General features: G+C 68.2%; 22 protein-coding genes. 5 read left to right on the plus strand and 17 right to left on the minus strand.

Annotated features, from left to right (window positions below; genetic code table 11):
* Positions 1-42: 42 nt before the first annotated feature.
* The 3 genes from prpB to AC1DDH_RS15685 are packed head-to-tail and all read right to left on the minus strand — an operon-like array spanning position 43 to position 3,117.
* Positions 43-945 (minus strand): methylisocitrate lyase, encoded by a 903-nt coding sequence (gene prpB / locus AC1DDH_RS15675; RefSeq protein ID WP_230007909.1) that lies wholly within the window; start codon positions 943-945, stop codon positions 43-45.
* Positions 945-2,465: an MmgE/PrpD family protein gene (locus AC1DDH_RS15680; RefSeq protein ID WP_476955778.1), complete on the minus strand. Its 1,521-nt coding sequence runs from the start codon at positions 2,463-2,465 to the stop codon at positions 945-947. Before AC1DDH_RS15680 ends, prpB begins: the two co-directional genes overlap by 1 nt.
* Complete coding sequence (locus AC1DDH_RS15685; protein WP_028277407.1) at positions 2,458-3,117, minus strand: GntR family transcriptional regulator; 660 nt, start codon at positions 3,115-3,117, stop codon at positions 2,458-2,460. The genes AC1DDH_RS15680 and AC1DDH_RS15685 overlap by 8 nt, the downstream gene beginning before the upstream one ends.
* 198 nt (positions 3,118-3,315) lie before the next feature.
* On the opposite strand from AC1DDH_RS15685, the gene AC1DDH_RS15690 reads away from it, so the two are divergent.
* The gene (locus AC1DDH_RS15690; RefSeq protein ID WP_476955779.1) at positions 3,316-5,226 is read left to right on the plus strand and encodes an AMP-binding protein; all 1,911 of its coding nucleotides are present in this window, start codon (positions 3,316-3,318) and stop codon (positions 5,224-5,226) included.
* Positions 5,227-5,244: 18 nt separating this feature from the next.
* On the opposite strand, the gene AC1DDH_RS15695 is transcribed toward AC1DDH_RS15690, so the two are convergent.
* A complete protein-coding gene (locus tag AC1DDH_RS15695; protein ID WP_476948479.1) occupies positions 5,245-6,183 on the minus strand; it encodes a LysR substrate-binding domain-containing protein in 939 nt (312 codons plus the stop codon).
* 241 nt (positions 6,184-6,424) lie between these two features.
* Here AC1DDH_RS15695 and AC1DDH_RS15700 point away from each other — a divergent pair, with 241 nt between their 5' ends.
* Together AC1DDH_RS15700 and AC1DDH_RS15705 are read left to right on the plus strand one after the other, a co-directional pair.
* Complete coding sequence (locus AC1DDH_RS15700) at positions 6,425-7,543, plus strand: PrpF domain-containing protein (RefSeq protein ID WP_476955780.1); 1,119 nt, start codon at positions 6,425-6,427, stop codon at positions 7,541-7,543.
* 10 nt (positions 7,544-7,553) lie between these two features.
* On the plus strand, positions 7,554-8,999 hold the full coding sequence (locus tag AC1DDH_RS15705; RefSeq protein ID WP_476870548.1) for an SLC13 family permease: 1,446 nt from the start codon (positions 7,554-7,556) through the stop codon (positions 8,997-8,999).
* A 337-nt stretch (positions 9,000-9,336) separates the two neighbouring features.
* Here the strand turns inward: AC1DDH_RS15705 and AC1DDH_RS15710 are convergent, their stop codons facing one another.
* A complete protein-coding gene (locus tag AC1DDH_RS15710) occupies positions 9,337-10,056 on the minus strand; it encodes a response regulator (RefSeq protein ID WP_223916554.1) in 720 nt (239 codons plus the stop codon).
* The gene (locus tag AC1DDH_RS15715) at positions 10,053-11,777 is read right to left on the minus strand and encodes a sensor histidine kinase (RefSeq protein WP_476850386.1); all 1,725 of its coding nucleotides are present in this window, start codon (positions 11,775-11,777) and stop codon (positions 10,053-10,055) included. The genes AC1DDH_RS15710 and AC1DDH_RS15715 overlap by 4 nt, the downstream gene beginning before the upstream one ends.
* A 137-nt stretch (positions 11,778-11,914) precedes the next feature.
* Between AC1DDH_RS15715 and AC1DDH_RS15720 the strand changes: the two genes are divergently transcribed.
* Positions 11,915-13,282, plus strand: a complete 1,368-nt coding sequence (locus tag AC1DDH_RS15720) for a cation:dicarboxylate symporter family transporter (RefSeq protein ID WP_476850387.1) — start codon at positions 11,915-11,917, stop codon at positions 13,280-13,282.
* Between the two features lie 137 nt (positions 13,283-13,419).
* Here AC1DDH_RS15720 and AC1DDH_RS15725 read toward each other — a convergent pair whose 3' ends face one another.
* From AC1DDH_RS15725 to AC1DDH_RS15735, 3 genes are all read right to left on the minus strand, one after another.
* Complete coding sequence (locus AC1DDH_RS15725; RefSeq protein ID WP_476955781.1) at positions 13,420-14,169, minus strand: ABC transporter ATP-binding protein; 750 nt, start codon at positions 14,167-14,169, stop codon at positions 13,420-13,422.
* Positions 14,162-15,127 (minus strand): FecCD family ABC transporter permease, encoded by a 966-nt coding sequence (locus tag AC1DDH_RS15730; RefSeq protein ID WP_476859873.1) that lies wholly within the window; start codon positions 15,125-15,127, stop codon positions 14,162-14,164. Before AC1DDH_RS15730 ends, AC1DDH_RS15725 begins: the two co-directional genes overlap by 8 nt.
* Positions 15,128-15,224: 97 nt before the next feature.
* Positions 15,225-16,412, minus strand: coding sequence for an ABC transporter substrate-binding protein (locus AC1DDH_RS15735; RefSeq protein WP_476955782.1), 1,188 nt, complete (start codon positions 16,410-16,412; stop codon positions 15,225-15,227).
* Between the two features lie 195 nt (positions 16,413-16,607).
* Here AC1DDH_RS15735 and AC1DDH_RS15740 point away from each other — a divergent pair, with 195 nt between their 5' ends.
* The gene (locus AC1DDH_RS15740) at positions 16,608-17,378 is read left to right on the plus strand and encodes a DUF6390 family protein (RefSeq protein ID WP_476955783.1); all 771 of its coding nucleotides are present in this window, start codon (positions 16,608-16,610) and stop codon (positions 17,376-17,378) included.
* A 69-nt stretch (positions 17,379-17,447) separates the two neighbouring features.
* Here AC1DDH_RS15740 and AC1DDH_RS15745 read toward each other — a convergent pair whose 3' ends face one another.
* From AC1DDH_RS15745 to AC1DDH_RS15780, 8 genes are read right to left on the minus strand one after another with little or no spacing between them, the layout of a single operon-like run.
* Entirely contained in the window at positions 17,448-17,705 is a 258-nt protein-coding gene (locus tag AC1DDH_RS15745; RefSeq protein WP_230008283.1) for a HypC/HybG/HupF family hydrogenase formation chaperone, read from the minus strand.
* A gap of 13 nt (positions 17,706-17,718) precedes the next feature.
* Positions 17,719-18,303, minus strand: a complete 585-nt coding sequence (locus AC1DDH_RS15750) for a hydrogenase maturation protease (protein WP_476873043.1) — start codon at positions 18,301-18,303, stop codon at positions 17,719-17,721.
* Positions 18,300-18,419 (minus strand): DUF6893 family small protein, encoded by a 120-nt coding sequence (locus tag AC1DDH_RS15755; protein WP_018772298.1) that lies wholly within the window; start codon positions 18,417-18,419, stop codon positions 18,300-18,302. The genes AC1DDH_RS15750 and AC1DDH_RS15755 overlap by 4 nt, the downstream gene beginning before the upstream one ends.
* Positions 18,416-19,969 (minus strand): hypothetical protein, encoded by a 1,554-nt coding sequence (locus AC1DDH_RS15760; RefSeq protein WP_476955784.1) that lies wholly within the window; start codon positions 19,967-19,969, stop codon positions 18,416-18,418. The genes AC1DDH_RS15755 and AC1DDH_RS15760 overlap by 4 nt, the downstream gene beginning before the upstream one ends.
* Positions 19,966-20,607, minus strand: coding sequence for a DUF6084 family protein (locus AC1DDH_RS15765; protein WP_476857885.1), 642 nt, complete (start codon positions 20,605-20,607; stop codon positions 19,966-19,968). Before AC1DDH_RS15765 ends, AC1DDH_RS15760 begins: the two co-directional genes overlap by 4 nt.
* Positions 20,600-21,394 carry a DUF5947 family protein gene (locus tag AC1DDH_RS15770; RefSeq protein WP_476955785.1) on the minus strand — a complete coding sequence of 265 codons (795 nt, stop codon included), beginning with the start codon at positions 21,392-21,394 and terminating at the stop codon, positions 20,600-20,602. The genes AC1DDH_RS15765 and AC1DDH_RS15770 overlap by 8 nt, the downstream gene beginning before the upstream one ends.
* A 1-nt stretch (position 21,395) precedes the next feature.
* Positions 21,396-22,370, minus strand: a complete 975-nt coding sequence (locus AC1DDH_RS15775) for a NifU family protein (RefSeq protein ID WP_476955786.1) — start codon at positions 22,368-22,370, stop codon at positions 21,396-21,398.
* Between the two features lie 6 nt (positions 22,371-22,376).
* Positions 22,377-24,170 (minus strand): nickel-dependent hydrogenase large subunit, encoded by a 1,794-nt coding sequence (locus AC1DDH_RS15780; RefSeq protein WP_476955787.1) that lies wholly within the window; start codon positions 24,168-24,170, stop codon positions 22,377-22,379.
* Positions 24,171-24,193: the final 23 nt, after the last annotated feature.

Consider the following 24,193-nt stretch of genomic DNA (forward strand, 5'->3'; position numbering starts at 1 on the left):
AACGCCTGTATACCGGCACGTGCCGGAGGTTCTATGCGGGGCTTACTTACCGGGGATCTGGAAATTAAAGACTCCGGTATCGAAACGGTTGTAAGCCTCGTAATCAACGAGATCGTACAAACGCGCACGGGTCAGCATGCTTCCAACCTGTGCCTCCTGGGTTCCGTCGGCCTTAATCGATTCCAGAGTACGCTCCGCAGCGCCCATGGCACTACGGAGCAGCGTCACCGGATAAATGACCATATTGACGCCGACGCCGGCCAGCTCCTCCACGGTGAACAAGGCACTCTGGCCGAATTCGGTCATGTTGGCCAGGATCGGGACGTTGACAGCGTCGCGGATGGCCTGGAATTCGGCCAGGTCCTTCATCGCCTCCGGGAAGATCGCGTCCGCACCGGCCTCCACGAGCGCTTTGGCGCGCTCCTGGGCGGCCTCGAGCCCGTCCGTGGCGCGGATGTCGGTCCGGGCCATGATCAGGAAGTTCGGGTCGCGGCGGGCATCGGCCGCGGCCCGGATCCGCTTGGTGGCGGTTTCCAGGTCCACGACGTTCTTCCCGTCGAGGTGGCCGCAGCGCTTGGGGTTGAACTGGTCCTCGATGTGGCAGCCGGCCAGGCCGGCGTTCTCGAGTTCCTGGACCGACCGGGCCACGTTCATGGGCTCACCGAAGCCGGTGTCGGCGTCGACGATTGCCGGCAGGTCCGTCATCCGGGCGATCTGCCCGGCGCGGGTGGCGACCTCCGTGAGGGTGGTCAGCCCGATGTCCGGCAGGCCCAGGTCATTGGCGAGGACGGCGCCGGAAATGTACACCCCGGCGAAGCCCTTCTCCTCGATCAGCCGCGCCGAGAGCGGGTTGAACGCGCCGGGGAACTGGGCGATGGTGCCGGAGGCGAGGATTTCGCGGAACCGGATCCGCTTTTGCTCCGGGGTGACTTTCGAATACAACATTAGAAGAGTCCCTTCGGGGCGCCGGCGAGGTCGATCACGCCGTCGGCGGCCTGGATGTTCAGCTGGTCCAGCTCGCCGGCGGCGAGCTCGGGGAGCCGGGCGGCGGCGGCGAGGAAGCGCTCGATCTCCTCGTCGGCCACCAGGCCCGCGGCGAGGGTGCGGAACTTGTTGACGTACTGCTCCCGGGCGAACGGCCGGGCGCCCAGCGGGTGGGCATCGGCGACCGCGATGTCATCAGTGATGACCGTGCCGTCCTTGAGCGTGATCTCCACGGTGCCGCCGAAGGCCTTCTCGGCGATGTCCAGGGAGTGGTAGCGGCGGGTCCATTCCGGGTCCTCGACCGTGGTGACCTTGTGCCAGAGTTCCACGGTGTCGGGGCGGGCGGCGCGTTCCGGGGCGTAGGAGTCCACGTGGTGCCAGGTGCCGTCCTGCAGGGCGACGGTGAAAATGTACGGGATCGAGTGGTCCAGCGTCTCGCGGCTGGCCGTGGGATCGTACTTCTGCGGGTCGTTGGCGCCGGAGCCGATCACGTAGTGGGTGTGGTGGCTGGTCTTGATCAGCACGGATTCGACGTTGGCCGGGTCCGTGACCTCGGGGTGTTCGCCGTTGAGCTTGCGGGCGAGGTCGATCCACGCCTGGGCCTGGTATTCGGCCGAGTGTTCCTTGGTGTACGTGTCCATGATGGCCCGCTTGGCCTCGCCGGCCTCAGGCAGCGGCACGGTGTAGGAGGCGTCCGGGCCGTCCAGCATCCAGGCGATCACGCCGTCTTCGCCCTCGTAGATCGGTACGGGCGAGGTCTGGCCGCGCATCGCACGGTCCGCGGATTCGACGGCCATTTTGCCTGCGAACGCGGGGGCGTGCGCCTTCCAGGTGGAGATTTCGCCCTTGCGGGACTGCCGGGTGGCGGTGGTGGTGTGCAGCGCCTGGCCGACCGACTGGAAGATGGTCTCGACGTCGAGGCCCAGCAGGGTGCCGATGCCGGCGGCCGCGGACGGGCCGAGATGGGCCACGTGGTCGATCATGTGCTTGTGCAGGCAGATGGCCTTGACCAGGTTGACCTGGATCTCGTAGCCGGTGGCGATGCCGCGGACCAGGTCCCGGCCGCTGGAACCGACGTGCTGGGCGACGGCCAGGACCGGGGGGATGTTGTCACCCGGGTGCGAGTAGTCCGCGGCCAGGAAGGTGTCGTGGTAGTCGAGTTCACGGACCGCGACGCCGTTGGCCCAGGCGGCCCATTCGGGGGAGACGCGTTCCTCGATGCCGAAGACCTTGGCGCCCTTGCCGCCGGTGCTGGGGCCGTGGGTGAGGGCCTGGGCCCGGGCGGCGACGATCGGGGCGCGGTTCAGCGAGGCAACCGCCACCGAGGCGTTGTCGATGATCCGGTTGATCACCATGTCGGTGACCTCATCGGTGACCTCCACGGGATCCGCGGCGACCTTGGCGATCTTGTAGGCGAGCTGGTCCTCGCGGCCCAGGTTTTCCTCGCTCTTGTAAACGCGGACGTGGTGTTCCTTAACCATGGTGCTCCCTTTGCTGAGGTGTATGGGTGGCTTTGACGTGCGAAAGACTGCGGTGCAGGTGAAGCGTGGTGGCGGCCTCGGCCAGGCGCGGGTTGCCGGCGGCGATCGCCTCGGCGATGGCAGCGTGCTCGGCGGCCGCGGCAGTGAGCCGGGCGGCGTCGTCGGCGGCCAGGCGCCGGACGCGCACGAGGTGGACGCGGAGACTGCGCATGGCCTGGACGAGGTAGGCGTTGGAGATGGCGGCGTCGATGGCCGCGTCCAGCCGTCCGACCAGCCCGTAATAGTCGTGCAGGGCCGGATCCTGTCCGCCGATCAGTTCCGGGGCCTGGAGCAGTTCGCGCCGCAACGCATCGAAGGTTGCGGGGTCGCCGCGCTCGGCGGCCAGGGCGGCGGCCCTGCCCTCGAGGGTTTCGCGCAGTTCGAACAGTTCGTCGATGTCGTCCAGGGAAATGTCGGTGACGACGACGCCGCGGCCGCCCGCCGTCGTCGTCAGCCCTTCGGCCGTGAGCCGGCTCAGGGCCTCCCGCAGCGGGGTGCGGGAGATGCCGAGACGCGCCGACTGTTCCACCTCCGCGAGCACGGTTCCGGGCAGGAGGCGCCATTCGATGATGTCGTCGCGCAGGGCCGCGTAGGCCTTGTCGCTGGCGCGCATCCTGCCTCCTTCGGTGGCGGCTGTGTCGGGATGGAACATCATCAGTGTATACACGCAACGGCCCTTTGCCCAGCAATTGCCGCCTGTGGTGAACAAATAGCCGAGTTGTGTATACATGACCCTTGTATCGCTGGTCCGCCCCGGTTTACCCTTGTCTATCATTGGTCGCATCACAACGTCGTGGACAGGATGTACGTCATGGTCACCAAGAGCTACAGGGCAGCCTACGAACGGAGCCTGGAACATCCCGCAGAGTTCTGGCTGGAGGCCGCGGAAGGGATCTCCTGGCAGACGCCACCGCGGCAGGCCCTCGATGCGGGCCGGGCGCCGCTCTACGACTGGTTTCCGGACGGGGTCCTGAACACGTCGTACAACGCCCTCGACCGGCACGTCGCCCAGGGCAGGGGTCAGCAGGATGCCCTGGTCTACGACTCCGCGATGGTGGGCATCCGGCAGAGCTATACCTATGCGGAACTGACGGACCTCGTGGCCCGGTTCGCCGGTGTCCTGCGCCGCAGCGGCGTCGGCAAGGGCGACCGCGTGGTGATTTACATGCCGATGATCCCCGAGGCCGTGATCGCGATGCTGGCCACCGCACGGCTCGGCGCCGTGCACTCGGTCGTCTTCGGCGGGTTTGCCCCCAAGGAACTTGCCGCCCGCATCCGCGACGCAGCCCCCGCGGCGGTGGTGACGGCGTCCGGCGGCATCGAGCCGTCGCGCCGGATTGAGTACCTGCCCGCCGTCGCCGAGGCCCTCAGTATCGCCGGCGCCGCCGAAACCCCGGTGCTGGTCAAGGCCAGGGACGGCTTCGCCTCGACGGTGGCCTCCATGGCGGCCGAGCACCCCGGGTGGCTCGACTGGGACACCGAGATGGCCGCCGCCGAGGCGGCCGCGCCGGTGGACGTCAAGGCGACGGACCCGCTGTACATCCTCTACACCTCGGGCACCACCGGCTCGCCCAAGGGCGTGGTGCGGGACAACGGCGGCCACGCCGTGGCCCTGAAATGGACCATGGAAAACCTCTACGACGTCGGCCCCGGCGACGTCATGTGGACCGCCTCGGATGTCGGCTGGGTGGTGGGCCACTCCTACATCGTCTACGGTCCGCTGCTGGCCGGCGCCACCACGGTGCTGTACGAAGGCAAGCCGGTGGGGACGCCCGACGCCGGCGCGTTCTGGCGGGTCATCCAGGACCACAAGGTCAACGTGCTGTTCACCGCGCCCACCGCGCTGCGGGCCATCCGCAAGGCCGACCCTGAGGGCCGGTTCCTGGACAAGTACGACATTGCCAGCCTGCGGACCCTGTTCGCGGCCGGCGAGCGGCTGGACACCGATACCTTCCACTGGGCCTCCCGGGTGCTCGGTGTTCCGGTGGTCGACCACTGGTGGCAGACGGAGACGGGCTGGGCCATCTGCGCCAACCCCCGAGGCCTAGGCGGACTGCCGATCAAGGCCGGGTCGCCGAGCGTCCCGATGCCCGGCTTCCGGCTCAACGTCGTCGACGGCGCGGGCGGGGACGTCGAGGCCGGCACGGAAGGCAACATCGTCCTCGGCCTGCCGCTGCCGCCTGGCACCCTGACCACGCTCTGGCGCAACGACGACCGCTACATTTCCTCCTACCTCCAGGCGTTTGAGGGCTACTATGCCACCGGTGACTCGGGCTACCGGGACGAGGACGGCTATGTCTTCGTCATGGGCCGCACGGATGACATCATCAACGTCGCCGGACACCGGCTCTCCACCGGCGCCATGGAACAGGTGATCGGCCAGCACCCGGCAGTTGCCGAATGCGCCGTGATCGGCCTCGCCGACCCGCTCAAGGGCCAGCGGCCCAGCGGCTACGTGGTCCTCAAGTCCGGGGTGGACGTGCCCGAGGAAGTCCTGGTCAAGGACCTGATCGCCCTGGTCCGGCGCGACATCGGGGCCGTGGCGGACTTCAAGCACGTCACCGTGGTGGATGCCCTGCCGAAGACCCGTTCGGGAAAGATCCTGCGCAAGACCATGCGCCAGATCGCCGACGGCGAGACCTACGTGGTGCCCTCCACGATCGAGGACGCCGGCGTGATCGACGCGCTGCTCGACACCCTGCGCCCCGGCCCTTCGGAGTGACCGGAGCAGCCTCGTGGTCTACTGATAGTCGCCGGCCCGTTCGCGGGCGATTTCCAACAGGGTGGAGTGGAAGGCCACCTCGGCCGGGGCATAGACCTTGTCCTCCCGCTGCGCCAGCAGTATTCTCCGCAGCGGGGCCGCGGAACCCAGGCTCAGTACCTTTACGTCGGGATGCTGAAGTGCCACGGCGGTTTTGGGCACCATAGCCACGCCCATTCCCACGCTGACCATGGCCTGGGCCTCCTGGTAGTCGTTGGCCAGGAAGGCAATCTCCGGTTCGAATCCGGCGTCGTGAGCGGAACGCTGCAGCACCTCCACGACGGGGTGGGCCTCGGCGCGCACGATCCAGGACTCGTTGCGCAGGTCTTCCATGCGTACCTGCTCCCGCTCGGCGAGTGGATGGCTGCGGGCCACCAGGATAACGGTGCTCTCCCGGAAGACCTCGGTTACGCGGATGGAATCGTCCCGGAACGGGTTCCAGGGGTAATCCCAGAGCAGGCACAGACCCGTGACCCCGGACTGCAGATCTGCGACGAGTTCGTCGAAGCGGGCGCTGCGCAAAGAGAGGCTGATGGCCGGGTAGCGCTTCTTGAAGGTCCGGATGACGATGGGCAGGAAGGATCCGGCCAGGGTTGGGAATGTACCCACGGTCAGGGAACCGCGTCTGAGGCCGGCAATCTGGCCCAGGTCGGACCGGGCTGCCTGCATCTGCCAGACGATCTTGCGGGCGTGGCCGGCCAGAACCTGGCCGGCCTCGGTGGGCACCACCCCGCGGGAGCGGCGGGTGAGCAGAGGCTGCCCCACTTCCTGTTCGAGCTTGCGCAGCTGCTGGGAGACGGCCGAGGGCGTGTACATCATCAACTCGGCCGCCGCGGTGATCGAGCCCTGCTCCACCACCTCCAGCAGAAGCGCCAGCCGCCTTATGTCGAACAAATCCTGACCTTCGTCCTTTAGCAACGCTTCACCCTTCTTCGCCTTTGGTTCATTCCCTGCCGGGACGAGGCCTGCCTTGAGGACTTCGAGCACTTTTCCTGGCAACGGACGCTTTGCAGCTGGGGAATGATCCTCCAGCGCTCTATGAGTTAAGCAATCCTACATCCCCCTGAAAAAATCCAACATTGTCTAAAGTTGTGATCTGGCTCAATCTCTTTTCAGGTCCTCATTCAAGTCTGAGGCACGAGGAGAAGCGGGAAACACCATGAAGATCGAAGCCCAATGGATGCGCGGAGGCACCAGCAAGTGCTGGGTGTTCGAAGCGGAGCATCTTCAGGCGGGCGGCATCAGCCTGGATGTGCTGCTGCCGCGGCTGTTCGGCAGCCCGGATCCGCGCCAGATCGACGGCGTCGGCGGCGCCACCTCGACCACCAGCAAGGCCGTGATCGTGCACCGGCCCGTCAGTGGCGACGTCGACGTTGAGTACACCTTTGCCCAAGTGGGTGTCGAAGAGGCCGCGGTGGACTGGGGCAGCAACTGCGGGAACGGCTCGGCGGTGGTGGGTCTGTATGCCATCGAGAAGGGCTGGGTGCTCCCCAACGGAGACGTCACCCGGATCGTCACCCGCAACACCAACACCAACCAAATCATCGTCCAGCGCGTGGCCACCCCTGCCGGAGCCCTTGCCTCCGTTCCGGACGCCCGGACGCCAGGCGTACCCTTCCCCGGCTACGCTGTGGGGCTTGGCTTCCAGGACCCTGCCGGCAGGACCACCGGTGCGCTGCTGCCCACCGGTGCGGCCACTGACACCCTCATCGCCGGCGGAACCCGCTGGACCGTGTCGATGGTCGACGCCGGAGCGCCCGTGGTGATCGTCAACGCCGAAGAACTGGGCCTGGACCCGGCCAGGTACGACAGCTGGCGCGCCGGAGTGGAGCTGCAGCTGGATACCCTGGAGCAGATCCGGCGGCAGGCGGCGGTGCGGATGGGGCTGGTCCGCACAACAGCCGAAGCGGCCCGGGCCATCCCCAAGCTCGCCATCGTCGCCGCGCCCGCCCAGGCTGACCCAGACTGCGACGCCAACGTCATGATGCTCTCCATGGGCAAGCCCCACCCGGCCCTGGCCATCACCGGCAGCATCGCCCTGACCCTGGCCGCCCGCACCCCCGGCACCGTGCTGCACACCATTACGGGCGACTCCCTGGGGAGCACGCTCCGGCTCCGCACCCCCGCCGGGGTCATCGAGACCTGGAGCGAGGAGCACGACGGGACGCTCCTCGTAGGCGTCGACCGCACGGCCCGCACCATCGCCACAACCATCATCCATCTCCCCGAGGTCCCCGGCAGCGCCGTCGCTGCCTCCCTCGCGGGAGCCACCCGCTGAGGAGACCATCATGACCAAGACTGAGCACCGCACCGCTGTCGCTGCGGACCAGACCCGGGACAACGATGCCCCGCGTCCAACCCGCCGCCGCCGAATCCTACTGGTGGCGGCCGCCGGGTTCGCGTTCCTGGCTTTGATTGCGCTCGTGCTGGGGGGTGATATCTTCAACCCTTCGGCCACCCCGCAACCGGAGCACTCCATGACCGCTGTCCAAATCATCCCGCTCGTCATCCTCGTCATTATGTTCATCGTCGCCACGAAATGGCCGCTGAACATCGGCGTGATGGGGCTGGTTGCCTCCTTCGGCGTCGGCTATTTCATGCTCGGAATGACGGACAAGCAGATCCTCGAAGAGTTCCCCGCCAGCATCGTGGTGACGATCATCGGAGTCACGTACTTCTTCAGCATGGCCCAGCGGAACGGCACCATCGACATCATCGTCCAGACCTGTGTACGCCTCGTCAGGGGCAAGACGATGCTGCTGCCCTGGGTGTTCTTCCTGATCGCTGCTGCGCTCACGTCACTGGGCACCTTCTCGCCGGCCGCCGTCGCGCTGCTGGCGCCGGCGGCCATCGGCTTCGCCTACGAGTCCCGGATCCATCCCGTCTTGATGGGCGCATTCATCATCAACGGAGCCCACGCCGGCGGCTTTTCCCCGCTGTCCGTCGCCGGCGTGCTGGTGCACGATATCGCCCTGAAGAACGGATTTCCCATTTCCCAGGGCGCACTCTTCATCGCCAGCTTCGCTCTTAACCTCATTCTCTCCGTGCTCACCATCGTCCTGTTCGCCCTCCTGGGCAGGCTGCGGGACGGCGAAGGCGGCCAGCATGCCGACGTCGACACCGCCCGCACCAGCCGCCCTCGCGGGCAGCAGATCCTCACGCTGGCACTGATCGCGGTGATGCTCGTGTGCACCCTGGGCTTCCACCTGCCGATCGGCTTTGTCGCACTCTCCGCCGGGCTCCTGCTGGCGCTGGTCAATATCAAAGAACACCAGACGTTCATCGGCGGTGTCTCCTGGTCCACCGTCCTGCTGGTAGCCGGCATGATCACCTATGTCTCCCTGCTCCAGCACGTTGGCGTCATCGACACCCTCGCCGAGCAGGCTCTGGCACTGGGCGCACCGCTGCTGGTGGCGCTGGTCCTCTGCTATGTCATTGGCGTCGGCTCAGCCTTCGCCTCCTCCACGGCGTTGCTGACCGCGTTCATTCCCCTGGCCGGTCCGCTCCTGGCTACCAGCTCGCTGAGCGCATCAGGAACGGTCGCGGCGCTGGCTATAGCTGCCACGGTGGTGGATGTCTCGCCCTTCTCCACCGACGGTGCGCTGGTGGTCGCCAACGCCCGCGACAATGACAGGCAGCGAGTGTACCGGCAGCTGATGGCGTATGCCGGGGGAGTGGTGCTCGTAGCCCCGGCCCTCGCCTGGGTCCTGCTGGTTCCCACCGGCATCATGTAACCGCGCGGCCACCGGCGGTGCGGCTACCGATAGCCGGGCCGACCCCGCCGCATTGAATGAAGTCTTCGTTTGCGGCAAGTAACCACGCAGAAGGCCCGGACACACAGAGCCCGCCGGCACCAGACCGCAGTGGGGCGGCGAATGATGATCACCCGGATCATCGCCTATTCGCAACGCGCGCCGCCCCGCTGCCCTGACACGTCAACAGCGGCCGCATGGCACTAAGCATTCGCGATCATCCCGCCACAAGGAAACCGCCGGGACGGCATTTCGCGGCAGCGTTTCCCGGGATTGCCGGCAAGTGCCCTCCCGGTGACGGTAACGGGGAGCGGCAGGCCTACGTCCGCGGCCGGTTCCAGCGGTATTCGTTCTCCGGCCGCCCGGGGGCGCCGTAGCGGGCGGCGCGGGAGACCGTTCCGGCGTCGGCGAGGTATTCGAGGTAGCGCCGGGCGGTGACCCGGGACATCCCGAGCGCCTCCATGACCTCGCTGGCCGACACCGCCTCGGCCTGCTGCTTGATGTAGTCCTGGACGGATTCCAGCGTGGATACGGCCAGGCCCTTGGGCAGCGACAGCTCGGACGGGGCACGGAGGCTGGCGAAGGCCTGGTCCACATCGCTTTGGGACGCCCGGGCTCCGGCTTCCCCGGCCAGGGGTGCGGCCAGCTGCTCGCGGAACAGCCGGTAGCTGGCGAGCTTGTCCGCAAAGGTCGCGTAGGTGAACGGTTTGATCAGGTACTGGACCACGCCGGTGGCCACCGCGCTGCGGACAATGTTCAGTTCCCGCACCGCGGTGATGGCGATGATGTCCGCGAACAGTCCGGCCGCCCGCATCCGGCGTGCGATGTCCAGCCCGTGGAGGTCCGGGAGGTTCATGTCCAGCAGGACCAGCTCCACCGGATTGCCTGCCGCGGAGAATTCGGTGAGCAGGCGCAGGGCGGACTGGCCGTCGGGCGCGGAGCCCGCCAGGGTGAAACCGTCCAGCCTTTCTATGTAGGCGGCGTGCGCTGCGGCAGCGATGGGCTCGTCCTCGACGACGAGTACCCGGATCTCGCTCATGGTTGTCCCTCGGTAGTGACCGGCAGCGGAGTGACCGGCGGTGTTGTGACGGGCAGAGTGACGCGGAACAGCGCCCCGGCCGGGCTGGTGATTGTCATGGTACCGCCCAGCCGCTGTACCGCCTGGCGCACCAGGGCCAGTCCAAGGCCGCGTCCGAACGGTCCCGGGGCCTTGGTGCTGAAACCGTGCCGGAAGACGTCCTCCACGGCCGCGGGATCGATCCCGGGGCCGCTGTCCTCCACGGTAATCTCCAGGGCGGAGCCGGTGGTCTCGACGGTCAGCTCCACGAGCCGGGGTGCCGGCGCCTCGGCCGCGGCGTCGATGGCATTGTCCAGCAGGTTCCCCAGGATGGCCACGAGGTCCTGCACGGCCAGTCCGGTCACGGCCGTGGAACCGCTGGTATTGAGGGTCAGTTCGACGCCGCGTTCGTGTGCTTCGGCTGCCTTGCCCATGATCAGGGCGCCGAGCACGGGTTCCTCGATGGAGCTCACAATGTCATCCGTGAGCCGCTGGCTCAGTTCCAGATCTTTGGTGGCGAAGTCCAGCGCCTCGGGGCCCCGGCCCAGTTCCATGAGCGAGACGATGGTGTGGAGCCGGTTGGCGTGTTCATGGGTCTGGGCGCGGAGCGCGTCCGAGAGCGTGCGCATGGTCTCGAGTTCACTGCCCAGGGATTCGATCTCGGTACGGTCCCGGATGGTGGCGACCGTTCCATAAACAGGAGTGCCAGCGCCGGCAGCGCCGGACTTCGCTCCGCGCGGGCGGGCGCTGGCAGATTCGGGTCCCACCGCGGGGCCCTGGTTGACCACCAGGATCCGCGAGCCGGTCAGGTGGATCTCATCCAGGGCGGTCCGCCCCGATTCGAAGAGCTCTTTGAGGCTGGGGGCCAGCGGCAACTCCGCGAGGGAGGGCGCCGCCTGGCGGCCGCCCCCCGCAACCCCGCGGTCAGCGCCGGAGGTGGGACCGCCGTCGGCGGACTGCTTCCTCAACCCGAGCAGTTCGGCGGCCTGGTCGTTGTACATCACCACTTTGCCCTTGGGGTCGATGAGGATCACGCCCTCGCGCACCGAATGCAGCACCGATTCGTAGTACGCGAAGAGCTGGCCCAGCTCTTCGGGGCCCCAGCCGCGGGTCACCCGGCGCAGGTACCGTCCCAGGAGCCAGGCCGCCGCCGACCCGCCGGCCAGCAGCGCCAGGCTGATGGCCAGCAGCGCCGGCAACCGGCCGGAGAGTGCGACGTCCACCGTCCGGACCGTCACGCCCGCGGCCACGAGCGCCCGGACCTTGCCGTCGGCATCCTTGACCGGGGCGATGGTGCGCACCGACGGGCCGAGGGTGCCGGCCACGACTTCCGTGAACACCTGGCCATGGAGGGCCGCGTCAATGGAGCCGATATACGGTTTGCCCAGTTCCTCATCCCGCGGGTGGGTCCAGCGCGTGCGGTCCGGGGCCATGATCGTGATGAAATCCGCGTCGGCGTCGTTCATGGTCTTCAGGGCATACGGCTGCAGCAGGGCCGTGGGATCGGCCGAGTCCGCCGCAGCCAGGACGAAGGGGGCGTCGGCGACGGCGGTGGCGATGCCGGCCATCCGGCGTCCGGCCTCGTCGTAGGCGTGATCGCGCGCGTCCACGAACACGGCCGTGCCAACGATGGCCGTCAGGGCCACCACGAACAGCAGGTTGGCCGCAAACAGCCTGCGGGCGATGCTCCAGCGCCGGATCATCAACACCTTCCATGACCAATATGAACGCAAGGGTGATGCGCGTCACCTTCTCATCAATGATGGGGTTACACGCAAGAAGGACAAGAGCGGACCACAGCCAGGACCGCACCAAGTCCAGCCTATCCAAGGAGAACACCATGGCCTCTCAACGAGGAGAGTCAGCAGCACCGGCCGCCGCTCCGGCCAAGAAGCGCAAGGGACTGGACAAGTCCCACTACCTCTACATCGCAGTCATCGTAGCCGTGATCGCAGGTGCCGTTATCGGCCTGCTGTTCCCCGAGGTCGGCAAATCCCTCAAACCACTCGGCGACGGCTTCATCAAACTCATCAAGATGATGATCGCGCCCGTGATCTTCTGCACCATCGTGCTGGGCATCGGCTCCATCGCCAAGGCCGCCACGGTCGGCAAGGTCGGCGGCCTGGCGCTCGCCTACTTTGTGGTCATGTCCACGTTCGCCCTGGGGATCGGCCTGGTGGTCGGCAACCTGATCCACCCGGGCGAGGGCCTCAAGCTCGCCCCCTATGATCCGAACAAGAAGGCGGCCGTCGACAGCACCGTTGACTTCCTGCTGGGCATCATCCCGGGCGACATTCCCGTGTTGCCGACCCTCCTCGCCGCCATCCTGGTCGGCTTCGCGCTGCAGAAGATGGGACCGCAGGGAGCCCCGATCCTCAAGGCCGTCGGTTACGGCCAGGCCCTCGTGTTCCGCATCCTCATCATGATCATGTGGCTGGCCCCGGTCGGAGCCTTCGGCGCGATCGCCGCAGTGGTCGGTGCCACCGGCTTCCAGGCCATCATCAGCATGGCGACCCTGATGGGCGCCTTCTACATCACCTGCGCCCTGTTCATCGTCGTGATCCTCGGCGGCCTGCTCAAGGCGGTCGCAGGCGTCAGCATCTTCAAGCTCATGAAGTACCTCGGCCGCGAATACCTGCTGATCTTCTCCACGTCCTCCTCCGAAGCCGCGCTGCCCCGCCTGATCGCGAAGATGGAACACCTCGGCGTGTCCAAGCCCGTCGTGGGTGTCACGGTCCCCACCGGGTACTCCTTCAACCTCGACGGGACCGCCATCTACCTGACCATGGCCGCACTGTTCGTCGCCAACGCCATGGGCACGCCGCTGGACCTTGGCGCCCAGGTTTCCCTGCTGGTCTTCATGATCATCGCCTCCAAGGGTGCCGCCGGCGTCACCGGTGCCGGCCTGGCCACGCTGGCCGCCGGACTCCAGGCGCACGCACCCCAACTGCTGGGCGGCGTGGGCATGATCGTCGGCATCGACCGGTTCATGTCCGAGGCGCGCGCCCTGACCAACTTCACCGGCAACGCCGTCGCCACGGTGCTGATCGGCACCTGGGTCAAGGAGATCGACGGCGGACGCGTGGACCGTGTCCTGGCCGGTGCCGAGCCGTTCGACGAAGAGACGATGCTGGCCGGCCACTCCGGCGCACAGGATGCCGCCGAACAGCCCGCACAGCCGGCACAACCGGTCCTGGCACACGCCTGAACCCGCGCCTGCACCGTCCCGAACCACGCCGGAACCGGCCAGGGCCGCACCCCGGCCCTAAACTGACCGGACGCACTACCGCTCGATGACGCCCCAAGCGCCCGGCAGCCCAGCTGCCGGGCGCTTGGGCGTTCGGTTCAGCCCTCCTCGGCGCCGAAGGGGGTGACCACCGTGCGGCGGGGCGTCCCGGCGTCGTCGTAGCTCAGGGTGCTGACGCGGACGCCGTACAGCGCGGAAAGCTGCGCATCGGCGAGGAGCGGCCCGGCAGGCCCGGTCACCACACCCGCGGCGCCCATGAGGACCACCGAGTCCGCGAGGAACAGGGCGTGGTCCGGGTGATGGGTGCTCACGAGCAGCGACATCCCGGTCCGCACGAGTTCCCTCAGCAGCTGGAGGACCCGGACCTGGTTCTTCAGGTCCAGCCCGGTGGACGGCTCATCCAGGACGAGGAGCCGCGAACCGCCCGCGATAGCCCGTGCAATGAGGACCAGCTGCTGCTCGCCCCCGCTCAGCGTCGGAAACAGCCGGTCGGCCAGGGCGGCGATCCCCACCCGGTCCATGGCGCGGAGCGCGGCGGCCCTGTCCCGGCTGCCGGGGGAGCGGAAAACGCCGATGTGGCGGGCACGGCCCATGACCACCATGTCCAGGGCCGGGTAGCCGAACGTGCTGCCGCGCGCCTGGGGAACATAGCCCGCCGTCTCGGACCTGCGCACCGCACCCTCCTGTACGGCCAGCATGCCGGCCGCGCAGCGCACCAGGGTCGTTTTGCCGCTGCCGTTGGGCCCCAGGACCGCGGTCACGGTGCCCGGCGGCACCGAGAAGCTGAGATCCTTGAACACCCAGTTCTGCGGCGAATAGCCAAACCCGGCCCCGTGAAGCTCAAGCACCGTCCCAGATCCTCTCCCGGTTCCGGCGCAACAGCACGAAGAACACCGGTGCGCCGATCAGGGCGGTCAGGACGCCCAACGGGATTTCCCCGGCCGTGGCGGTGCGCGCGATGGTGTCGATGGCGATCAGGTAGGCCCCGCCCAGCAGGAAGGAGACCGGCAGCAGCACCCGGTGGTCCGGTCCCACCCACATGCGTGCGAGGTGCGGGATGACCAGCCCCACCCAGCTGATGACGCCGCTGACGGCGACGGCCCCGGCGACCATGAGAGCCACGGCGGCGAGGACCGCCCAGCGCAGGGGGCGCGGCCGGAGCCCCAGGGCGGTGGCGTCGTCGTCGCCGAGCGAGAGCACATTGATCCGCCACCGCAGGGCCAGCAGGACGACGCCGCCGGCAGCGATCGGAATGAGGGCCACCAGCACTTTCGCCCAGGTGGCGGTGGAGACACTGCCAAGCAGCCAGAAAACGATGGCGGGCAAGGTGGTGAACGGGTCCGCCAGATACGTCACCAGGGCCACCAGGGCGGAGAAGAAGGAGGCCGTGACGATTCCTCCGAGGACCACCATGAGGATGTGGGCGCCGCCCCGCCCGGACGTGATGAGGAAGACGATTCCCAGTGCCAGCAGCCCGAAGCCGAACGATCCGCCCACGAGGGCGACGGGGCCCAGGCCCAGCAGCAGGGCCAGGGCACCGCCGAAGGAGGCGCCCGAGGAGACGCCGATGACCTCCGGGCTGACCAGGGGGTTGCGGAACACGGCCTGCAGGGCCGCGCCACCGATTGCGAGGGCGCCACCGACCAGCAGGGCCAGCAGGACCCTGGGCAACCTGATCAGCAGCACCACGTTTTCCTCGGCCGCGGGAAGGCCCGGGCCGAAGGGAACTATTCGGGACGCCAGGATCTGCACGACATGGTCCAGGGACACGCTGTAGCGGCCGCTGGCGAGTGCAACCGCCGACACGGCCGCCAGGACTGCTCCTGAGAGCAGGCATGGACCGATGACCTGGCGCAGCCCCGGTCCCCGGCCGCCGGGGGGTCCCGTGGTCAGAGGCTGGGCCTCACGAAGCATCGAACTGCCGGTAGTTGGCCGAGGTGCCGTTGGCTTCGGTCCAGAGGATCTTGTCCAGCTCCGGCGCCGATGGCCGGTAGCGGTACAGGAAGTCGAAGTAGTCGTTTGTCTCGTCCCTCAGCGTGGAGCGGTTGCCGGAGGGGAAACTGACATCTGTGAGCCAGCGCCACATCAGTGGCGATTCCTGGCCGGGGGGATCCCAGCGGTAGCCGCCCAGCGGGACCTTGTAGACGCGGCGGGAGCGCACGGCGGAGACGCTTTGCCACACCGGGTTGCCGTAGACGTCGGCGGGCATCGCGTCGTCGAAGTTCCCGAGCAGGATGATTTCCGGATCCCAGGCCAGGACCTGTTCGACGTCCACGCCCACCATGCCCTTGCCCTGAAGGCCCTGCGGGCCGGTGGCGGGGTTGTGTGCCCCGATGAGCTTGATGTAGAAGTCGTTGTAGCTGCCGTTTCCGGCTACCTTGAGGCCGCCGCTGAACCTGTTGAAGTAGATGATGCCCGGGCCGCCGGTGCCGCGGGCGGCGGCCTCGGCCTGGATGGCCTTCTGTTGCCCGTCGCTGCGCGCCTTCATCTGCACGGCCCGGTCCGGCCGGCCCAGCATCGTTGCGAAAAGCGCGGTCCACGTGTCCACGTCCTGCTGCGTGCCGGTGTTCGTGATGCCCAGGACCTTCATCCCGGCCTGTTCCAGGGGTGCCGTCAGTTGCGCATCGCTCCACTGGACCACGACGTCGGGGTTCAGCGCCCGGATGCTTTCGACATTGGGCGTGAAGTCGGTCGTGGCGATGTCGTGCGGGATGTTCAGGGCCTCCGGGTACATGGTGCCCATGGCGCCGTCGCGCATGGCGACCCATGAGGCGTTGTGCATCCCGGCCAGATGGCCGGCGCCCTGGTCGACGGCGGCCAGCAGGGAGGCGGCGGGCATGGGAATGGTCACCACACGGGTGACCGGGCGGTCGAAACTCAGGACCGTCCCGCGCTGGTCCGTCACCTGGATCCCGGCCGGGCCGGAGGCGGAACCCGGGGGCGCAGTACCGGCAGCCCCTGCCGGCGGCGTTGACTGCGGCGACGACTGTGGCGCCGTGCCGGCCGCGGCGCAGGAAGCGAGGAACAGCGCCCCTCCGCCGTAGAGGGCCGCTGCCAGGACAGATCGTCGGTTGGCTTCGGGGACGCTCATCGGCCTACCTCCCGGGAAGGACCGCGCGCAACGGCCATTCGCTCCGCGCCGGCCACAGCAATGGTCCCGGTGCGGCATTTCCTCACAGCATCCGCCGAATGCGCAGGGGTGTCAATGCCGGTCCCGCCGGGCATTGTTCGCCGATGGGCGCCGGTGCTAGCCTCGCTGATATCCCCTGTGAAATGAGGCCACGGGATGGAAATCAACGGCGCCCAACTGTTTGTCCGCTACGCGTATCCGCCGAATTCGCGGGGCAGCTGCGGGCCGCCTGACAGCGACGCGCTGCTGCACTATGGCCAGTCCGGGGTGACCGACGCGGGCCTGCGCGAACTTGCGAAGGGGTTCGCCGGGGCCTGGCCGTACCTGGAGCTCATCGCCGGCGCCACCGGCAACCCGGACCCGCTGGACTACGCGGTGGTGGAGGCCTACTGGGTGGGAAACTCGCTGCTGGACTCCGTGGGTGTGCGCAGCATCGGCAATTCCATGGAGGACCGGTTCCGTGCACGGACCGGGCATCAGTTCCCGCATCTGATGGAAGGGGTCCTGGCCGGCGGCGTCCCGCATCACAGCTTCCACGTCCTGGAAATCTATCCGTGGACGGGACTCTTGCGCGATGACAGGCGCTCATCCACGGCCCTGAATGTCCTTGACCAATGCCGCATCCGGTGGGGCGAGGTGGTGGCCGTCGAAGGGGACAGCGCCCTCGTGCGCTCGCGGCCCCTGGCGTGGGACGGGATGGCGCTGTCGCTGGGGGAACCGGTGATCGAGACGGCCAAGTACGCCGTGGCCGGGTCCGGCTTCATCGCTGACCTCATGCCCGGGGACATGGTGTCCCTCCACTGGGACTGGGTGTGCGACCGGCTCTTGCCAGCCCAGCTCCACCGGCTCCAGCACTACTTTGCGCGCCACCTCAAGATCGCGAATTCCGGCGTGGAGCACCGCGGCGCCGCGATCGCCCTCGAATAGCGGCGCCTTCAGTTCCTTCAGTGGGGGAGATCCTTCAGCGGGAGAGTTCCTTCAGTGGGGGAGTGAAGGCTACGGGACCGTGTCGGTGGGGTCCGGGCCCCGTCCCATGAGCTCAAGTCCCGTCATCGCACGGTCGGCGCCTTCCTGGTCCACGCGTTCCAGGGCGAAGCCCATGTGGATCAGGACCCACGTGCCGCTCTCCACGGGGCCGTCATCGAGGAGGCCAATGTTGATTTTGCGCTCCACCCCGGCCACATCCACGAGGGCGAGTTGCCCGTTGTAGCCGTCGATCACTTCGATGATCCGGCCCGGTATTCCCAGACACATCCGTGGTTCCTCCTTAGCCTGTTTCATCCGGAGCCGCGCTCGCGGGCGCTGCGTCTGCGTTCGTGATGCGGGCTGTGACCAGGGTGCGGACTGCTTCCACGGCTGCCGGAACCGCGCGGGACACGTCCTCGGACAGTCCCATGCCCTCGTCCGTTCGCCCCGCGATGCAGCCGACCAGGTAGGTCTCCGGCAGCGATCCGCCCAAAACACGCAGACGGCGGAGGACAGCCAGCGGGTCCATGCCATGAGGATCGAAGGCCGGATTGGCCCGCAGGCCGGCCGGCGTCAGCGGACCGCCGCTTTCCAGGTCCTCCACCCGGATCTTCAGGATCCGGAGCGTTCCCGCGCCTGCGCTCCCGTCCGCCGGGGCCGGAAGCACATCCACGAGCACCAGCGCATCCACCCCGTCGAGGAGATCGTAGGCGAGGTGCAGCCCGCGGATCCCGTAGTCCCGTACCTGGACCTCCTCCGGCGCCCAGCCGGGCAGGCCGGACACCTCCTCGGCCAGCCGGCGGGCGACGGCCGGCCCAAATCCGTCGTCGCGAAGGAACACGTTCCCCACGCCCGCCACGAGGACCCCGCTCACACCGGGCCTCACATGCTCCGCATTCGCACGTAGCGTTTAATGTCCGGAATTGAACGCAGGCCGACGACGGCTGCTGCCAGGCCCGCGGCCAGCAAGAGCACGACTGTCATGATGCCCAGAGCTTTCATGGTGATGGTTCCTTTCCGTTGTCCGGGGCCGGCGCCGCGGCGAGCGGGACGAGTTCCTCGGGGGCGAAATACAGATACCGTCCGTACCACTCCTGCAGTTCGGCGGCGGGGTCGGCCTCGAGGACCACCGCGACGTGCGTTCCGCCGTCGACGTCGAAGTGGACTCCGGTGACACGCCCCGACTTGCCGGCGAAGAAGAGGTCCTGGGCGTCGGCGCGGCGCAGCGGGACAACCCGCACCCTGCTGCCGCGTGAGATCGGGACGCCGTCGATGAAGACGGTGTCCGATCCCGGATCCACGGCGGCGTCCCGGGCCGGATCCCACCACGGCGTGCCGGTGTCCGCGTCGGAGGCGCCCGGAACCGAGAATTCCGGAACCGAGAACTCCGGAACTGCGAACTCCGGATAGGCCGGGACCGCGGGGCCGGGGAAGCCGTCGCCTCCGATGCTCCCGGGTCCGCGGGGCGCACCGGCGTGCGGGTTCCGCAGGATCCCGTGCAGCTGCTGGAGCTCCTCTGCCGTCATGTTTTCGCAGCGTTCGATGATCGCCGCGGCCCGGGCATCGGTTGACCGGGCCTCCGCCTTTTCCGCATCGGTCAGGGTGAGCACCCGCAAGGTCAGGATTTCATCGATCTCCGTCGCGTCGAACAGTTCCACGGTGCTTTCCGGTGCCACCGCCGGATGGTCATAGAGGATGATCGGGGACAGGAGCAGGACATCGCGCTGCCCCTCGGGGCCGGCGAGCACGGGCCAGCAGCGGTGCTGGCTGCACGAAGCCGCCGCCGCCGCTGCCCATCCCGGCGGATCGATCACCGACAGGAAATCGGCATCGTGGACGGCGAGCAGGACATGGGCTCCGATGAACGAGTACTCGATGGCGGAACGCGTGTCGGTGGCCGCTGCCGCCGCGTTCTCCACCGTGACCCTGAGCCGCCACAGCGGCCCGTGGGCCGGCCCCGCCGCGGCATCTGCTCCGGCGGCCTGCCCCGCCGCGGCATCTGCTCCGGCGGCCTGCCCCGGCGTCGCCACTTGCGCCGCCAGCAGGCGCACCTCGCCACGAAGCTCCCGCCGCCGGCGCACAAGCCGGCCCGCAATGGCGCCGGCGGAATCCAGCACGGGCTCGATGTCCTCGTTCGCCGGCACGTTCACCGGCGCGGACACGCCCGCGGCAAGCTGGCCGAGGCTGTACGGCCCGAGGGTGATCTCCTGATCCGTTGCCTCGTCCCAGCTAAGCCACCGGGAGGCGCCGACGGTGAGTTCGTCGACGGGCGTGAATCCGCCGTCATCCGCGCGTTCGGCGGACCGTCTCTGGAGGTGCAGGAAGCGCAGGTGCACGTCGACCCGGGCCGCGGGTCCCGGCTCGAGGAGGCAATCCGCTGCCATGTCCGGCGCTTCGCCGGCACCGGATTCAGCCGCGCCCGGCGGCCCGAGCACGCCGAACTGCCAGCGGGCCTGGTTCTTGGCGGACGAGGCGCGGTAGGGGTACAGGAGGTATCCCTCGTAGAGGACGGCGTCGGCGACGGCGCGGGCCAGGCTGAGTCCGGTGTTCACGGCACCGGGTCACCCGCCCCGGCCAGCAGCCCCTCGATAGCGGCCTCCCAGGAAATCAAGCCGTGGACCGCCTTGTACCTGGCCAGGGCCGCGAGGACGTCGCGGTCCAGGCGGATCCATCCCTGGTTCGGGAAGAATGCGTCCATCAGCGAGCGCCAGGCCGCCACGGGCAGGGCGTACCGCGTTTCCCGGTCCCAGGGAATCTGCTCGACGCCGAAGCCCGCCGCGCCGCGCGTGAAGACCGTCCCGGAGAAGAGGAACTCCAGCGGGACCGTCCCGTCCCGCAGGGAGTTCAGGTATTTTGCCGCTGCGACGTCGAAGTCGAACGTGCAGGGCAGCGGCAGGTCAACGTCGGCACTGTCCGCAAATCCCTGGACCAGGACGCCGCTGTGCATCCAGATGAAGGGCTTGAGTGTGGTGGGCCACCGTCCGCGGGTGCCGAAGAGTTCCAGCAGCCCGGCTTCCTCGTCGGCATCGTAGCCGCGGCGCTGGGCCAGGATCCGCACCTGGCACCGCAGGGCCATGGCATGGACGGCGGCGCCACTCTTCTCCTGGATCCGCAGGCGCGCGGTCAGCTGGGGTGCGGCCGCGTAGGGCTCCGGGGCGATGTCCAGCACACTGAATTCGAGCTCAACCATGGCGTCCCTCCAAGTCTGCCGCGGGGGCGCCCGGCCTGCTGCGGCGGCTGATCCGGTCGAAGAATCCCGCGAGCTCCTGGCGGGACTCCTGGCCGCCGTCGAAGCCTTTCCATACCCGCCGCAGGCGGCCCACCAGCTCGTAGCACGCATCGATGGGGACCAGGTGGCAGTCCGCCCGGTCCCGGTCCGGGCCGGGGGCGCGGATCAGCAGGGCTTCCGTGTCGGGGGCGAGCACGGTGATGGCCGGGTTGGCCGCCTCGACCAACGCCCAGGCAGCCAGGGGAAGTTCGGACTCCGTGGCGCCCGCGGGGCTCGGGTAGAAAGCGGCCGTCCGGCCAAGAGTCGAGTTGAAGAAGAAGAATGCCAGCCCCACCGGGATTTCCAGCTCGTCCCACTGGGCCTGGCCGAGCTCGAAGGGCTCGAACGAGAGGTAGCGGTCAGGGACGGAGCGGTAACGCAGATGGGCCGACGAGTCCGTGAACAGCAGATAGCAGGGCCGGCACGTGCACAGCAGGGAGCGGCCCTCCAGATCCACCACGTGCTGGTGGGCGTCCGGGATGGGCTCCGCGCACATCTCGCAGCGCTCGCCGGCAGGCTGGGCCGGGCGGGTGGACGTTATCCGGCGGAGCACGGCCAGCGCCGACGCGCTGTTTCCGGCCCTGTTGTTTCCGGCGGTGGCGTTTCCGGCGCTGTTGTTTCCGGCGCTGCCGGGCGGCTGACTCCCGGTTCCCGGCGTCGCCGTCATGCCCTGCTCCGTTCCCGTGCCGCGGAATTCATGTGCCGGCATCTCACAGAGGGTCCGCGGTGGTGGGGACGGCCACGGAGGGAACCCCGTCGCGGAGCAGCAGCGGAAGGGGATCAAGATGCAGCCCCTTGTCCTCGAGGCAGGCCCCGGCCTTCCGGACGTCGAAGTGGCTGCGGCAGTGCGGGCAGCGCAACAGCCCCCCGCCCACCGGGGCAGCCAGCGCCCGCTGCAGCGAGGCGCCCGGCATGGTGTGGGTGCACCGCGGGCAGCGGTCCACAAACGCGTAGATGTCCGGGCCGATCCGGCACGTGAGCACCTCCACGCCCGCCACCAGGAAGCCGGCCACGGCTCCGGACTCCAGCTCAGCGAGGGCCGGGACCGCCTGCCACGAGCCTGGGGCCGGTGTGCCGGAGTCGGGGACCGCCCAGTCCGGCGCGGCACTGCGAATGCCGCCGTCGGGCGGGCCGCCCAGCCCGTCCAGCCGCGAGCGCAGGGCGCCGACCGGGATGAGGGCGGGAACGGCGGCGGGGGCCGCTTCCTCCACTTCGATGCCGGTCACCTCGGGCGCCGCAGATTCGATCGCGTCCTCGACGGCGAGCTTGAGCGTCACCGACGACGACGGACAGCCCTGGCAGCTGCCCAGCAGCCTCAGCCGGACGACGCCTTCTTCGCTGATGCCGAGCAGCTCCACATCGCCGCCGTGCGAGCCGAGGTAGGGCCGGACCGAGTCCAGGGCGCCGGCAATCCTGCCGGGCAGGTCCACGGGGTGCAGCCCGTGGATCAGGAGCAGGCCCGACACCAACGGGTCGGACGTGAGGGCGGACAGCGTTCCGGGCCCGAGCGCACCCTGCGAATCGAGCACGTGCAGGATCCGTTCCAGCCCGGCACCGTACAGTTCCGTCACCTGCCGGACCAGTTCTTCCGCCCGGTCCCGGGCCACCGGACCGCCCGAGCCCAGCGCGTCCAGGAGCGAACTGATCCGTTCACCTGCCGAGCCCAACAGATTCTCCCGGTCCATGGCGGGCTACTCACCGGTGAGCGACTGCGTGGGGGAGTGCAGCAAGTCCAGCGTCTGCCCGTCGCCGAGATACATGTGGACGCCGCACGGCAGGCAGGGGTCAAAGCTGCGGACGGTGCGCATGATGTCGATGCCCTTGAAATGATCGCGGTCGTTCTCCTCGAAGATGGGCTGGCCCTGCACCGCGTCCTCATACGGGCCCGGTGTTCCCTCGGAGTCGCGCGGGCTGGCGTTCCACGGCGTCGGCGGATAGGGATGGTAGTTGGCGATCTTGCCGTCGCGGATCACCATGTGGTGCGAGAGCACGCCGCGGACGGCTTCGGTGAAGCCGCAGCTGATGGCTTCCTCCGGCACCTCGAAGGACTCCCACGTCTTGGTGCGGCCGGCCCGGATCTCCTCGAGCGCCTTTTCGGCGAAGTGCAGGGCGGCGGCCGCCGCGTAGGCCTGGAAATAGGTCCGGGCGCGGTTCCGCTCCAGCGTGTTGCTCCACTGAGGGATCTTCCATTCCAGGGTCACCGGGCCCTTCAGCGCAGTCTTGGGCAGCTCGATCTGGACGCTGCTGCCCGTTGACTTGAGGTAGCCGGTGTCGACGAAGCCGGCAAGAGCGGTCGACCAGAGCCGGGCCAGCGGGCCGCCGCCGGTATCCAGCGCCAGGTTGCTTTCGCCGTCATTCCACCGCGGTGACATCACCCAGCTGTACTTGTCCTCGAGGTCGCGCTTCTGCGGCCGCGGGTTGGTGTGCTGGTTCCAGGGGTGCCGGCGGTCCACCGGGTTGCCCAGCGGATCGCGGGTGACGAACATTTCCTGGTCGCCCCAGTCCTCGTAGTAGGACGAGCCCAGCATGATCCGGATCCCCAGGTTGATGCGCACCAGGTCCGTGGTCACGAGTTTGCCGTCCACCACGACGCCGGGCGTGACGAACATCTTCCGGCCCCACTCCGTCATGTCCTTGTAGGCGAAATTGCAGAACTCCGGGTCCTGGAAGGACCCCCAGCAGCCCAGCAGGGTGCGCCGCAGCCCCACCTGCTCGTACCCGGGCAGGGCCGCATAGAAGAAGTCGAAGAGGTCATCGTGCATCGGCACGACCTTCTTCATGAACTCCACGTACCGCATGAGCCGGGTGATGTAGTCCGTCATCAGCTGGATCGTCGCCACGGTGCCCACGCCGCCGGGATACAGCGTGGAGGGATGGACATGCCGGCCCTCCATCAGGCAGAACATTTCCCTGGTCATCCGGCTCACTTGCAGTGCCTCGCGGTAGAACTCCCCGGTAAACGGGTTCAGCGAGCGCATGATGTCCGCGATGGTGCGGTAGCCGTGCGCGGCTGCCTGCGGGGCCGGCGTGTTCTCGGCTTTGGCCAGCATCGACGGGTTGGTTTCGGAGACCATCTTCTCGCAGTAGTCCACGCCGACCAGGTTCTCCTGGAAGATGTTGTGGTCAAACATGTACTCGGCAGCCTCGCCCAGGTTGACGATCCATTCGCCGAGGTGGGGCGGCTTCACGCCGTAGGCCATGTTCTGCGCGTAACAGGAACAGGTGGCGTGGTTGTCGCCACAGATTCCGCAGATCCGGCTCGTGATGAAGTGTGCGTCCCGGGGGTCCTTGCCGCGCATGAAGATGGAATAGCCGCGGAAAATTGAGGACGTGCTGTGGCATTCCACCACTTGGTTGTTCTTGAAATCGACCTTGGTGTAGATGCCGAGGCTGCCGACGATCCTTGTGATCGGGTCCCAGGCCATCTCTACCAGGTTCTCGCCCGCGGTACCGTCCGCTGAGGGCATCGGAATCGTCGAAGTCATTGCATTGCCTCTCTGCCTAGCGT

It is taken from the genome of Arthrobacter sp. 10T425 (genome assembly GCF_056393985.1).